Source organism: Marinomonas aquiplantarum, from assembly GCF_003314975.1.
Lineage (GTDB): Bacteria > Pseudomonadota > Gammaproteobacteria > Pseudomonadales > Marinomonadaceae > Marinomonas > Marinomonas aquiplantarum.
This window is the reverse complement of record NZ_QNRF01000005.1, coordinates 105,946-119,289: the sequence shown is the minus strand read 5'-3', so window position 1 is coordinate 119,289 and position 13,344 is coordinate 105,946. Positions and strand designations below refer to the sequence as shown.

Genomic DNA, 13,344 nt, shown 5'->3' with positions numbered 1-13,344 from the left:
TATGGATTTTCAAGAAGCAATTTACACGCAGTTTGCACAAAGTTTTGAAGCTCAACAGCAGGCACTGGAAAGCCTCCCTCCCTACATAGAACATGCTGGGAAAGTCATTTTCAACAGCATCGCATCGGGCGGCAAAGTCATCTGCATTGGCAACAGCACAGGCTCACATTTGGCGCAGTATTTCAGCACCTTAATGTTGGATAAGATGGACAGAGAACGACCAGGACTGCCTGCCATTAATCTAAGCGGTGAAGGCTCTTCAATTCTAGCGATTACTCATAATGACAGCTATCACGATGTTTTCTCCAAGCAAATTACAGCGCTTGGCAACCCAGGCGATATCCTCTTTGTGATTGCCAACCGAGGAAACACCTCACCCATCATTCAAGCCATTCAAGCAGCCCACGAACGAAAAATGAGCGTGGTGGCTTTGACCAGCCCAGAAGCCAAAAACATTTCCTCTTTGACGTCACAAGATGATACTGAAATTAAGGTCAATTTATTAGGCACAGCACGAGTTCACGAATGCCAAATCACCGTCATTCATACTCTGGTGGACTTACTGGAAAGACAACTCTTTGGCTATGAAGACTAATAGCCAAAACAAATCTAAATGACTAAGATGCCCAGGCTAACACGGTCAGCTTATTGGGCACTTAGTCGACAACTTAAGAAAAGACTCACAAAGAAAAGCCCCTAATGTCATAACATCAAGGGCAGAACAATCACTTAACTACTTTTAATTGGAAGCCTTTTGGCGGTGTCGGTGGCGTTGGTGTTGGCTCTTGTTCAAATTCTTCATCTGGAAACACAAACCCATCACCATTTTCTTTTGCATACAGCGCCATCGCCGCTTTCATTGGCACATAAACCTGCATCGGTTTACCACTAAAACGCGCCTCAAATGATACAGCGTCTTTGTCCATAATAAGATGACGAACGGCACTCATACTGATGTTCAGTACAATTTGACCATCTTTCACAAACTCAGTTGGAACGACAACGTTTTCCTGTTCTGCATCCACCAATAAGTATGGTGTCATTTCATTATCTGCCACCCAAGAATAAGCAGCATTCAATAAGTAAGATCGTTTCGGAATCATCTCTTTTATCCTTTTTACGAATAAAAAAAAGGAGCACTAAAGCCCCTCTCTTTTACATTTATATCATCAAATGGCTTAGTCTAAGCGCATTTCTTGCTCTGCTTCAGAAAGGCTTTCTTGGAAAGACTCACGAGCAAAAACAAGATCCATGTATTTATGAAGCGACTTAGCTTGCTCTTTAGGGATATCAACACCTAAAGCCGGTAAACGCCATAAAATTGGTGCTAAGCAGCAATCTACAATCGTGAACTCTTCGCTCATGAAGTAAGGCTTTTCATCAAAAATTGGCGATACACTGATTAAACCTTCACGTAGCTCTTTTTGTGCTTGAGCAACGGCTTCTTTGTCTTTACTAGACAAAATTAGGTCGACCAATTTAGCCCAATCACGCTGGATACGATACATGTATAAACGACTTTCAGCACGAGCAACTGGGTATACTGGTAATAATGGTGGATGAGGAAAACGCTCATCCAAGTATTCCATCATGACATTTGGCTCATACAACACCAAATCACGATCGACTAAAGCTGGAAGTTCATTATACGGATTCACATCTGCCAATTCGTCTGGCTTGTTAAACGGGTCTACATCAATGATATCCACTGTTACGGCTTTTTCTGCCAATACGATACGCACGCGATGGCTGTAATGATCTTCTCCATCAGAAAAGAACGTCATTGAGGAGCGCTTTGCAATAACACCCATGTCTAACCCCTATATTGAAGACTTCAAAACCCTCTTAAACAAGAGGACAATTAAACTATATTAGCAAAACCTATAATAAGATATCAGCGCTTTACTAATACAAATAGATTGGATTGAGCCATAAACACACTCAATGAAAAATGAATGAATTTATCAAATTATCAATTACCGCAGTGCGGTCACTTGCTCATTCCCATGAAGCCAAACAATGACTTCAACTAAAAACCCTATTCTACCATCTTTTCAAATATTTTTCTTTGAAAAATCATTTTGTTACAAGGTAAGAACAGGCTTTTTTTAAACAAAAAAAACGCTTGGCATACACCAAGCGTTTTAATACAGATTCTAAAGCGAATATTAACGCTTAGAGAACTGAGGACGACGACGTGCTTTACGAAGGCCGACTTTCTTACGCTCAACTTCACGAGAGTCACGAGTTACGTAACCTGCAGAACGTAGAGAACGACGAAGAGTTTCATCGTATTGCATTAGCGCACGTGTGATACCGTGACGGATCGCACCAGCTTGACCAGAAATACCACCACCTTTAACAGTGATGTATACGTCAAACTTTTCAGTTGCTTCAACAAGCTCAAGAGGCTGACGAACAACCATGCGAGCAGTTTCACGACCGAAGTACTGATCGATAGAACGGTTGTTGATAACTAGGTTACCAGAACCGGCTTTTAGGAACACACGAGCGGTAGACGTTTTACGACGACCTGTACCGTAGTATTGAGTAGCTGACATAATGATCTTCCGTATTAAATGTTAAGTTCTTGAGGCTGTTGAGCAGCATGTGGATGCTCAGTACCAGCGTATACTTTCATTTTCTTGTGCATTGCACGGCCCAATGGACCTTTTGGCAACATACCTTTTACGGCGATTTCAAGAACGCGCTCTGGAGCGTGATCAATCAACTTCTCGAAATTCATAGAACGCAAGCCGCCTGGGTAACCAGTATGGCGGTAGTATTGTTTAGCTGCAGCTTTGTTACCTGTAACGTGAACTTTCTCAGCATTGATAACAACGATGTAATCACCAGTGTCAACATGAGGAGTGTATTCAGCTTTATGCTTACCGCGTAGACGGCGAGCAATTTCGGTCGCCAAACGACCAAGAGTTTTGCCTTCAGCATCAACCACGAACCAGTCGCGACGTACTTCAGCAGGTTTAGCAGTAAAAGTTTTCATCAAAAAAACCCTATCAATACGCGTGCTTATAACACGCTATACCTATTATTATTGGTTGGCCGATCTTATTCAGATCAATCAACGTACACTTACCTTTTAAAAAGGCGAGCGAAGTATACAGCATTTCTAACGCATAAGAAAGCCGAAATCATCATTACGGGCGGTGTTCAAGGGATAAATATTCTTCAGATTGCATTTCTAGCAAACGACTGATCGTTCGGTCATATTCGAATTTCAAGCGCGTCCCTTGATAAATGTCTATGATGGCCACTTCTGCGGAAAATATCACTTTAACGTGGCGATCATAAAACTCATCTACCAAGTTAATAAAACGTCTTGCCAAGTCATCGCGAGAGGCATCCATTTGTGGCAAACCGGAAATGATCACTGTGGTATAAAGTCGAGCGATTTCAATGTAATCCACCTGACTTCGAGGCCCATCACACAAGGCATTAATATCAAACCAAGCTAAATCTTCACAGCTTCTTAATAAAGGAATTTCACGGCCTTCAATTTCAACGCTGCCACCTTCTACAATATGTGAAGCATCAGTAATCAGGCTCATAAACCTTTCATTCAATTGATCAGCGGATTCAGCATTGAGCGGGTAATGGTATAATTTAGCTTGCTTTAGCGTTCTTAGACGATAATCGACGCCACCATCAACATTCATCACCTTGGTGTATTGTTTCACCAAATCAATGGCTGGCAGGAATCGTGCTCGCTGCAGGCCATTTTTATACAAGCCATCTGGCTCAATGTTGGATGTAGCGACCAAGCTAGTACCGTTTTTAAATAATTCTTCTAACAAGCCAGCCAAAATCATCGCATCGGTAATGTCTGTCACGAAAAATTCATCAAAACACAACACCTGAGCTTTATCGGAAATTTGCTTACCGACGATTTCTAAGGGGTTTTTCACATCGTTTAACTTTCTAAGCTCTTGATGAACCATCTGCATAAAGCGATGAAAGTGCAACCGCAACTTTTTTTCAGTCGGTAAGCAGTCAAAAAAAGTATCCATCAAGTAGGTCTTACCGCGACCGACCCCACCCCAAAAATACAATCCTTGCTCAACTTGCGGCTGTTTCTTTTTCTTAAACATGCCGAACAAACCAGTTGATTCAGGCTCTTGCTTAGCAAGCAGTCGATCAAATAAATCTTGTAACGCTTCTACTGCTTCTTCTTGTGCTGGGTCGTAATGAAAATCTTCGCGCTTGAGGTCTTCTTTATAACGTGTGATTGGTGTCATGTCAGTCTTTCGTATGAATAAGTGAATTGCATGCATTCTAACAAATTGTAACTTAAACAACACCTCTCATCCTGTTACGCTTTTCCCTATATAAGCTATAATGGAAATATGTTTTAAGGAGAGAGTTATGAATTTAGAAGAATTCAATGTCATTGTTTTTATTACAGGTATTATTGTTGGGGGTATCGCCACCTACTCAATAAAGAATCTGCTCGCTAAGAGCAATATCAAGCAACCAGACACAACTGGCAATCTGGTTACCATGAAGTCTCTACAACAGGAACTTGATAATAAACAAGTCATTATTGATAACTTCTTTGCAGACAGTAATGAACAAATAATCATGGTTGAAAAACGCCTTGCTGAACTAAAAAACAATCTAGCCAGCAATGCTTCACAACTAAGCAATGTCAAAATTGATTCGGCTCCAACAAGCCATCACAATGATGAAAACATCCCTGCAGAACCACCTAGAGATTACGCTCTTAAACAAGCGCAAGATCAAGGCATGTTGAGCGAAGCATTTGGCCTTAAAGAACCAGAGATTGAGCTTGAACCCAAGCGTGGTATCTAAACCTCACAGTGGCTTTAACCAGCATCACTGAATCTCATAAAAAAACGGGCTATTCACATAGCCCGTTTTTTTATGAAGAAAAGGATCTTTTTTAAGCTGGATTATCAATATCGATAAATATGGCTTCCAGCCCAGATTGCTCCGACAAGAATTTGGCCATAGACTGTGCACCAAAACGCTCTGTCGCGTGATGACCAGCAGCAATAAAATGAATGCCCATCTCTCTAGCAATATGAATCGTTTGCTCCGATACTTCCCCAGTGATATACACATCTGCGCCAACATTAATCGCTTGCTCAATATACCCCTGCGCACCACCAGTACACAAAGCCACTCGCTTAATCGGCTTTTCAGACACACGCTCAAACAGCACACTTCTCTTCACCGCTTGCTCAATCAGCAACTGAAAGGAATCCAGGGACATCTCTTTCTCCAGCGCCCCCACTAAACCAATGGATTCCTCTAGGGGCACACCTGACTGCAAACTTTCGCGAGATGTAAGACCTAAAGCCGTCGCCAAACCGGCATTGTTACCAAACTCGACATGCGCATCCAAAGGCAAATGGTAGCCATATAAATTAATGTCATTCTTAATCAAGGTGGCAATACGGCGATATTTCATGCCAACAATTTCAGGGGATTCATTTTTCCAAAAGTAACCGTGATGGACAAAAATCGCGTCCGCCTGCCAAGCGACAGCCGCATCGATCAAAGCCTGGTTGGCAGTCACTCCCGTGACAATCCGCTTAATTTGGTTTTTCCCTTCAACCTGCAAGCCGTTTGGCGCATAATCTTTAAAACGACTTGGCCTTAGCGTCCGATTCAGCAATAATTCAAATTCACTGCGTAACAAAGCAACCCCTTATCAATGATGAAGCTAAAAATTTACTGGATGCCCGCTATTATCGCCATTCTATTAGGCGCTTGTATAGGTCTGACCACACTACTCATCCAAGACAATCGTAAAAGCCAACGTCCCTTTAGTTTTGCCGACATTGTCAAAGCCACCACACCTTCCGTTGTCAGCATATATAGCCAAAAATTTACCAAGCGCCGCTGGACTGACAAAACCGCTGCCACACAAACCACCAGCTTGGGCTCTGGGGTGATCATGACCTCAGATGGCTTCATCCTCACCAACCACCACGTAATCCAGAATGCCCAAAGTATCACCGTAGCATTAAACGATGAAAGACGGCTCGCTGCCAATTTAATCGGCTCTGACCCCTCAACCGATCTGGCCGTTCTAAAAATACAACTCAATGATTTGCCCAGCATACAAATCGGCCAGAGCGAAACAGTACAAATTGGCGACCAGATTTTAGCCATCGGCAACCCATTTGGTATAGGTCAAACCGTTACTTCAGGCATTATTAGCGCCAAGGGTCGCAACAGTATCGGCTTAAATACATACGAAAACTTCCTACAAACAGACGCCGCCATCAACCCTGGAAATTCAGGTGGTGCTTTGGTCAATATGCAAGGTGAATTAATCGGTATTAGCTCCGCCATTTATTCAAGTTCTGGTGGCTCACAAGGCATTGGTTTTGCCACACCGATTGATGATGCAATGAGTGTTATGCAGGACATCATTACTCATGGCGAGGTTATTCGTGGTTATTTAGGTATGGAAGCGCAAAAAATCACTTACAATCTTGCTAATAATTTAGCCCTGCCATCAGAATACGGCCTGCTCGTGAGTGACATAACCAATGAAAGCCCTGCGGATAAAGCAGGTATAGAAGTGGGTGACATCATTCTAGAAATTAATCAAACCCCAAGCAGAGACCCGATTCAAATAAAAAGACTTATCGCCTCCCTGAAACCGGGCACCAGTATTTCATTACTTGGATTAAGAGGGCAGCAATCTTACCAAACAAAGATCACATTAGATAAACAGCCAGCCATGCAAAGAGTTGCTTATTGAACCTGACTTTCCACCAGATTTTTCAGTTGTTGCAAGCTAATTTCAAAGTTCTCGCCTGCCATGTCGTTTGCAAACAAGGCCAGATAAGGACCAATAAAACCAACGTCTAAATTCCCTTCTATTTGCCATACAACTTTAGTACCTTGCGGCACAGACAAAAAGCGAATCTGATTTTGCACCAAATTAACGTTTGGCTTAGGACGAACATCAAAAGTAAATTGTGACGCACTGACTGATAACAAGGTGAGATCTCCTTGTACAGCTTTATCTTGATAGTCAATTGCAACACTTTGCCCGACTGACAACTGACCTTGAGAATCACGCAGGCGGCCATTTTGAACATGCATCCACAAAGGCAATTTACGGCCATCCAAAGCCGTATCAAGAATGCTTTCTGAATTCGCGTCAATGATCACACTACGCTCAACTCGATAGTCTGTTGGTAGGAAAAAACCAGCCCCTACCAATAGCAAAATAACCAACGCCAACATTCGCGTAACACGGCGAATCGAATAAATCGCATTAGAGTGACCGTGACTTTTGCCCAGCATGATTAGTCCTTAAGAATACGGTATTCAGCTGACATAGCATGCGCTTCCAGTGACTCACCACGAGCCAAAGGCGATGCAATTTTTGCCAACTCACTCGCCCCCTGAGGCGAACAGTTAATCAAAGAGCTACGCTTTTGAAAGTCATATACACCTAATGGAGAAGAAAAACGCGCGGTACCAGAGGTTGGCAACACGTGATTCGGGCCAGCACAATAGTCACCCAGTGCTTCCGGTGTATGACGGCCCATGAAAATCGCCCCAGCATGTCGAATTTTTTCCGCCCATTTTTCTGGCTCATCAACCGACAATTCCAAATGTTCAGCGGCCACTAAATTGGCAATGTCCATCGCCTCTTCCATATCAGCCACATGGATCAAAGCTGCACGACCTTCTAAAGACACTTTAATGATGTCTTTTCGGCTTTGAGACTCAATCAAGGTTTCCATGGATTGTTTAACTTGCTGAATGTAATCCGCATCAGGCGAGATCAAAATCGATTGTGCATCTTCATCGTGCTCAGCTTGCGAGAACAAATCCATTGCAATCCAATCAGGATCCGTTTTGCCGTCACATACCACCAAGATTTCAGATGGCCCAGCAATCATATCAATGCCCACAGCACCAAATACCATGCGCTTAGCTGTCGCCACATAGATATTGCCAGGACCGACAATCTTATCGACTTTAGGGATGGTTTCTGTACCGTAAGCCAACGCTGCGACCGCTTGCGCACCGCCAACGGTAAAGACTCGATCCACACCGGCAATATAGGCAGCCGCCAAAACGATGTCATTCACAAAGCCATCAGGCGTCGGCACCACCATAATGATCTCACCAACACCCGCCACTTTTGCTGGCATCACATTCATTAAAACAGAAGATGGGTAGGCAGCCTTACCACCAGGAACATAAACCCCAACTCGATCTAATGGCGTCACTTTTTGACCCAGCACCGTGCCATTGGCCTCTTGGTACTGCCAAGAAGGTTGCTTTTGTCGCTCGTGATAATCATGCACTCGCTGCGCAGCGGCTTCTAGACTAGCCACCAGCTCATCACTGACACGCAATTTCGCTTCCGCTAACTGCTCACGCGAAATTTCTAATTCAGTTGCAGCGCTAACATCACGACGATCAAAACGGTTTGTAAATTCAACAACCGCGTCATCACCACGTTGCCTAACTTGCGTGACGATATCGGTAACGGCTTGCTGAACGCCAGCATCAGAGACAGAGTCCCAGGCCAGCAAAGCTTCAAGCTCTGCACGAAAGTCTACAGAGCTCGAAGAAAACTCTCGTATATTCAGTTTCAACTATTTACCCTCGTTTTCTTCTACAGCCTTTCTCAACATTTCAAGAATCGGCTCAATCTCAGCGTATTTGGTTTTATAAGCCGCTTTATTCACGACTAAACGCGTACTAATGGGCGCAATCAAATCTCTCGCTTCCAGACCATTTGCTTTCAAAGTATTGCCGGTATCCACAATGTCGACGATTAAATCAGCCAAGCCCATAATAGGGGCCAATTCCATCGCGCCATACAGCTTGATTACATCCGCTTGAATGCCTTGTTCAGCAAAATAGGCTTTCGCTGTTTTGGAGAATTTGGAAGCCACTTTCAAACGGCGTGTTGGCAAGGTTTGCCCCACCACGCCCGCTGTCATTAAACGACACTTAGAGATTTTTAGATCAAGTAGCTCATATAAATTTTTGGTGCCAGCTTCCATCAACACATCTTTACCAGCGACACCAAAATCAGCAACGCCATGCTCTACATAAGTAGGCACGTCTGTCGCACGAAGAATCACTAATTTAATGTGCTCGTGATTGGTATCGAAAATCAGCTTACGACTTTTACTGATATCTTCAGCAGGAATGATGTTGGCTTTTTCCAACAAAGGTAAGGTTTCACCCAAAATACGCCCTTTTGAAAGGGCGATGGTTAATGCTTTGCTCATATTAATTTAAAACTCGTGAAATTTTAGCACCCAAAGCACCGAACTTTTCTTCGATACATTCATAGCCACGGTCAATGTGATAAATACGGTCTATTTTCGTATCACCTTCCGCCACCAAAGCAGACAATACCAAGCTGGCTGAAGCACGAAGGTCGGTTGCCATAACCGGCGCACCTTTAAGCTTATCGCAGCCTTTAATAATGGCGGTATTCCCCATCACCTCGATATCAGCACCCATTCGCAACATTTCGTCTACGTGCATAAAACGGTTTTCAAAAATGTTCTCAATCACTCGACCAACGCCAGTTGCCACTGAGTTAAGAGCAACAAATTGCGCTTGCATATCGGTTGGGAAAGCCGGATAAGGAGCGGTACTAATATTAACCGCATTTGGTCGACGCCCTTCCATATCCACTTCAATCCAATTTTCGCCACAAGTGACTTTCGCACCCGCTTCTTCTAACTTAGCTAACACCGCTTCTAATGATTTAACATCCGTATCAATCACTTTGACTTTACCGCCCGTGATCGCTGCAGCAACTAGGAAAGTACCAGTTTCAATGCGGTCAGGCATAACAGGGTAAGTTGTGCCATTTAGTGACTCAACACCATCAATCACAATGGTATCTGTTCCGTGACCAGTAATCTTCGCACCCATGGCAATCAAACACTCAGCCAGATCAACCACTTCAGGTTCACGAGCCGCATTTTCCAAGATCGTTTGACCTTCCGCTAAAGTCGCCGCCATTAACAAGTTCTCTGTACCTGTTACCGTCACTTTATCAAAGAAAATACGAGCGCCCTGTAAACGACCGTCTACCGTTGCGACAATGTTACCGCCAGTCACATCAATTTTTGCACCCATGGCTTCCAAACCACGTAAATGCAAATCGACAGGGCGACTACCAATGGCACAACCGCCAGGCAAGGACACAACAGCGCGACCAAAATGACTCACCAATGGACCCAACACCAAGATAGAAGCACGCATGGTTTTCACCAATTCATAAGGCGCTTCACAATTATTAAGTGTTGAAATATCCAGTTGCACACTCATTTTTTCATCCACTACCACGCCACAACCCATGGAACCTAAAAGCTCCAACATAGTCGTAATATCGTGCAAGTGAGGCAAATTCTTTATGGTAATCAAATCCTTGGTTAACAAGGTCGCCGCCAAAATAGGTAACGCGGCATTTTTAGCACCTGAAGCTCGTACAACACCATTTAAGGGCGATCCACCCGTAATTAAAAGCTTATCCATACAATCAATCTCTTATAATATTTTTTTACAGCTTACTGGCTTGTTCAGGCGTGTAAGTTTTCATGGTAACGGCGTGAATAGCACCACTGGCAATAGCATCTTGTAAATGAGAATAAACTAGCTGCTGCCTCTTTACCGTTGACATGCCTTCGAATTCGCTCGACACGACAACTACTCTAAAATTACAACCCTCTCCTTCTGCAAGAACTTCACTCTCACGGATAGAAGATTCCAAAAGTGCTTTTACTTCACCTGCGTTCACAGTCGCTCCAATCATAAATTGTTCTATAATGACGATATTCTACCCTAGTCACGCCAACTTCTTAACACCCTCTCACGATTCAATTAACAAAAAAGCACTTGTTTTCTAACATTTTATCGATTGATGACGCTTCTTTCTCATTTCAAATGGCGATACGCGCTTTATTTCACGGTGTCCAAATATAAGTTAGGCTAACTGTACTTTCTGTCCAGACCTAGTCTCTCATGATTGTAGAATCATAACCATTGCCTTGATGCATGAGAACATGCGCAACCGATCGACTCCTTTCGCAATAAGTTAACCTCTCGCTTTATTCACCCTACCTACAAAACACTCTCTACTTAGGAGAATCCATACAAGCAAAATGAAAACCCATCTCGCAAGCGCCCCACCCCCTTCCTTCTATACAGATCAATAACTTATTAATTTTCAAATAGATAGGTTTATTCAAAATAACAAATCGTTGCAATTCCCCTCATAAAAGACACTCGCCACTCACCTACAATCCAGCCAAATCTTCAAAGCAAGGGGCGGGTTATGTTTCGTAGAGTTTGCGTGTTTATTATGTTCTTTTCAGCCTATGTGTCAGCAGGCTATTACGATGGCACCGAAGGATTAACCGGTGAAGCATTAAAAGCCAAACTCCACACCATCATAGATGGCCAAAAAGCCCTCAAATACACAAAGAGTGGCAATACAGATTGGTACGATGGTGTAAAAATGGATGTGTGGGAAGCTCTGGTTTACACCGACTCTGCTTGCCCAGATGACAGGCCAAAATGCGGATTAGTACAAATGTTGTACTTAGATGACGTGAGACACATAGACCAAGCAAACCGAGGAAAAAGCAAAAACGATTCATGGGATCGTGAACACGTGTGGCCAAAATCCCGTGGTTTCAAAAAACAAAGCCAAGACGGTTACACAGATTTGCATCACCTGCGCCCTGTTGACCGCAACATAAATGGTGCACACAGCAACTATGGCTACGATAACGGTGGCAAACCAGTCTATGACAAGCTAGTCGATGGCAGCCAAGTCTTATCTGGTGCTTATCTAGACAAAGCCAATGAATCCTTCGAACCAACAGACAGAGCCAAAGGTCAAATCGCTCGCATGCTTTTTTACATGGCAATTCGCTACGAAAAAGGTGACAGCGCCTCACCAGAGAATATGCCTGATTTAATTATATTAGACAGCAACGAAAAACAAAGCGGACAGCCTTCCATCGGCGACTTGTGCACGTTACTTGAATGGCATGAAGTGTTTGCTGTAAGCCACTTTGAAAAACGTCGAAATGATCGAGTGGAAGAACTACAAGGCAACCGAAATCCTTTTATCGATCACCCTGAGTTTGTGGATGCGATATGGGGAAGTAAGTGTTCATAGACCAATAGAAAACAGGACAGGAATTTAACGTGTCCGCTTTCACATATTGAAATAGCGCCTATCTAACGGTCGTCGCTAGTGCAAGCACATAGTGAACTTGCGCAAGTACCTCGCACGTCTTTATCGAATGTCGCTCTCATCTTATGAAAGCGACATTTAATGGTTAAAGACTTGTATTTATTGGGCTAGAGACAAGCGCCTTAGCAACTCAATGGCGGCATGTTGGCGGCAAATCACAAGTCTTTTTTGATAAAAACGTTTTGTTCAGTCACAAACAAACTACCCGAAGGTGGTTTTAACTATCAGCTTCTGAAACTATTTTTTCGTATCGGTATTCTGTTCATCCGGAGTTGCCACAGGCGTTATTGGATGGAGTTTTATAGTGTAAACCTCTTTTACATAAAGATAAAAAAACATAAATGACATAAATAGCACAACCAACCCTATAACAGATGAGCTAAATTTAATCCCAGACTTTGATAGTTCAATAGATGTCTTAGCATCCCCAGTACTGCCTTTTTCTCGCACGGAATCGGATTTAAACTGCAAGTAGGATAAGTAAAAACCACCTAAAACAAGAGTAGAAACAATAAAGAAAATCGCAATAGTAACCCAGTGTTGTGTTCTATAACCAGTTTCAGCTATCTTCATCAATTGTATTTGATGTAGTGCGTGTTCTCTGAGAAGGTTTTCCTTCACCGCTAACAATTCAGAATTACTATTACTCGTAGCGATGTCATATTGAAATCTAGCCTTCATACCATCAGCTTGAAGATCTTTAATATCTTGAACACTTGCATAGCTGGTAAGTGAAAATGAACATAAAAATATCAAAAAAAACAAATCAAAACCCTTCATATTTAATCTCCCTGATTTTGACAAAAAATTGAGCTACGATATATGTCCATAGTACAAATTTCTTTTAATTCTAATGGCTTAGTTACGGAATGAAAAATGACTTCTGTTGTGTCCGGCAAATCCTGACAACTATCGCATAATATTCTAGAGTTCACTTTAGGGAGTGCTTTCAAAGTTTTAAATTGTAATGGAATTTCCTTTTCAAACGAAAAACAAGATGAAGAAAATAGAAGTAACAAAAAATACACTAGAAGACTTTTATTCATATTTTTCTCCTTATTAATAGCCCATTGTCCTTATCTCGTACT

The 13,344-nt window shown here is 42.7% G+C and carries 16 protein-coding genes; 4 read left to right on the top strand and 12 right to left on the bottom strand.

What is annotated here, in order from left to right; translation table 11 throughout:
* Nucleotide 1 precedes the first annotated feature (1 nt).
* Nucleotides 2–595: an SIS domain-containing protein gene (locus DFP76_RS10755; protein ID WP_113874642.1), complete on the top strand. Its 594-nt coding sequence runs from the start codon at nt 2–4 to the stop codon at nt 593–595.
* 130 nt (nt 596–725) lie between these two features.
* Here DFP76_RS10755 and DFP76_RS10750 read toward each other — a convergent pair whose 3' ends face one another.
* From DFP76_RS10750 to zapE, 5 genes are all read right to left on the bottom strand, one after another.
* The gene (locus DFP76_RS10750) at nt 726–1,103 is read right to left on the bottom strand and encodes a ClpXP protease specificity-enhancing factor (protein WP_113874641.1); all 378 of its coding nucleotides are present in this window, start codon (nt 1,101–1,103) and stop codon (nt 726–728) included.
* 75 nt (nt 1,104–1,178) lie between these two features.
* On the bottom strand, nt 1,179–1,811 hold the full coding sequence (locus tag DFP76_RS10745; RefSeq protein ID WP_013796472.1) for a glutathione S-transferase N-terminal domain-containing protein: 633 nt from the start codon (nt 1,809–1,811) through the stop codon (nt 1,179–1,181).
* Nucleotides 1,812–2,168: 357 nt separating this feature from the next.
* Entirely contained in the window at nt 2,169–2,561 is a 393-nt protein-coding gene (rpsI, locus tag DFP76_RS10740) for a 30S ribosomal protein S9 (protein WP_063333982.1), read from the bottom strand.
* A 14-nt stretch (nt 2,562–2,575) separates the two neighbouring features.
* Nucleotides 2,576–3,004, bottom strand: a complete 429-nt coding sequence (rplM, locus tag DFP76_RS10735) for a 50S ribosomal protein L13 (protein ID WP_013796474.1) — start codon at nt 3,002–3,004, stop codon at nt 2,576–2,578.
* Nucleotides 3,005–3,158: 154 nt separating this feature from the next.
* Nucleotides 3,159–4,256 carry a cell division protein ZapE gene (gene zapE / locus DFP76_RS10730; RefSeq protein ID WP_113874640.1) on the bottom strand — a complete coding sequence of 366 codons (1,098 nt, stop codon included), beginning with the start codon at nt 4,254–4,256 and terminating at the stop codon, nt 3,159–3,161.
* Nucleotides 4,257–4,383: 127 nt separating this feature from the next.
* On the opposite strand from zapE, the gene DFP76_RS10725 reads away from it, so the two are divergent.
* Entirely contained in the window at nt 4,384–4,830 is a 447-nt protein-coding gene (locus DFP76_RS10725; RefSeq protein WP_113874639.1) for a Z-ring associated ZapG family protein, read from the top strand.
* A gap of 91 nt (nt 4,831–4,921) precedes the next feature.
* On the opposite strand, the gene DFP76_RS10720 is transcribed toward DFP76_RS10725, so the two are convergent.
* On the bottom strand, nt 4,922–5,683 hold the full coding sequence (locus DFP76_RS10720) for a Nif3-like dinuclear metal center hexameric protein (protein ID WP_113874638.1): 762 nt from the start codon (nt 5,681–5,683) through the stop codon (nt 4,922–4,924).
* Nucleotides 5,684–5,698: 15 nt separating this feature from the next.
* Between DFP76_RS10720 and DFP76_RS10715 the strand changes: the two genes are divergently transcribed.
* Nucleotides 5,699–6,757 carry a S1C family serine protease gene (locus DFP76_RS10715; protein ID WP_113874637.1) on the top strand — a complete coding sequence of 353 codons (1,059 nt, stop codon included), beginning with the start codon at nt 5,699–5,701 and terminating at the stop codon, nt 6,755–6,757.
* Here DFP76_RS10715 and DFP76_RS10710 read toward each other — a convergent pair.
* Genes DFP76_RS10710 through DFP76_RS10690 form a run of 5 tightly spaced genes read right to left on the bottom strand, consistent with a single transcriptional unit; the run spans nt 6,751 to nt 10,789 of the window.
* A complete protein-coding gene (locus DFP76_RS10710; protein WP_113874636.1) occupies nt 6,751–7,308 on the bottom strand; it encodes an SRPBCC family protein in 558 nt (185 codons plus the stop codon). The two genes, DFP76_RS10715 and DFP76_RS10710, sit on opposite strands and share 7 nt — an antisense overlap.
* Nucleotides 7,309–7,310: 2 nt before the next feature.
* Nucleotides 7,311–8,618 (bottom strand): histidinol dehydrogenase, encoded by a 1,308-nt coding sequence (gene hisD, locus DFP76_RS10705; protein WP_113874635.1) that lies wholly within the window; start codon nt 8,616–8,618, stop codon nt 7,311–7,313.
* A complete protein-coding gene (gene hisG, locus DFP76_RS10700) occupies nt 8,619–9,263 on the bottom strand; it encodes an ATP phosphoribosyltransferase (RefSeq protein WP_013796481.1) in 645 nt (214 codons plus the stop codon).
* Nucleotide 9,264: 1 nt separating this feature from the next.
* Entirely contained in the window at nt 9,265–10,527 is a 1,263-nt protein-coding gene (murA, locus tag DFP76_RS10695; protein WP_113874634.1) for a UDP-N-acetylglucosamine 1-carboxyvinyltransferase, read from the bottom strand.
* Nucleotides 10,528–10,552: 25 nt separating this feature from the next.
* Entirely contained in the window at nt 10,553–10,789 is a 237-nt protein-coding gene (locus tag DFP76_RS10690; RefSeq protein WP_113874860.1) for a BolA family protein, read from the bottom strand.
* A gap of 537 nt (nt 10,790–11,326) precedes the next feature.
* On the opposite strand from DFP76_RS10690, the gene DFP76_RS10685 reads away from it, so the two are divergent.
* Nucleotides 11,327–12,178 carry an endonuclease I family protein gene (locus tag DFP76_RS10685; RefSeq protein WP_113874633.1) on the top strand — a complete coding sequence of 284 codons (852 nt, stop codon included), beginning with the start codon at nt 11,327–11,329 and terminating at the stop codon, nt 12,176–12,178.
* 315 nt (nt 12,179–12,493) lie between these two features.
* On the opposite strand, the gene DFP76_RS10680 is transcribed toward DFP76_RS10685, so the two are convergent.
* Nucleotides 12,494–13,036: a hypothetical protein gene (locus DFP76_RS10680; protein WP_113874632.1), complete on the bottom strand. Its 543-nt coding sequence runs from the start codon at nt 13,034–13,036 to the stop codon at nt 12,494–12,496.
* Nucleotides 13,037–13,344 lie beyond the last annotated feature (308 nt).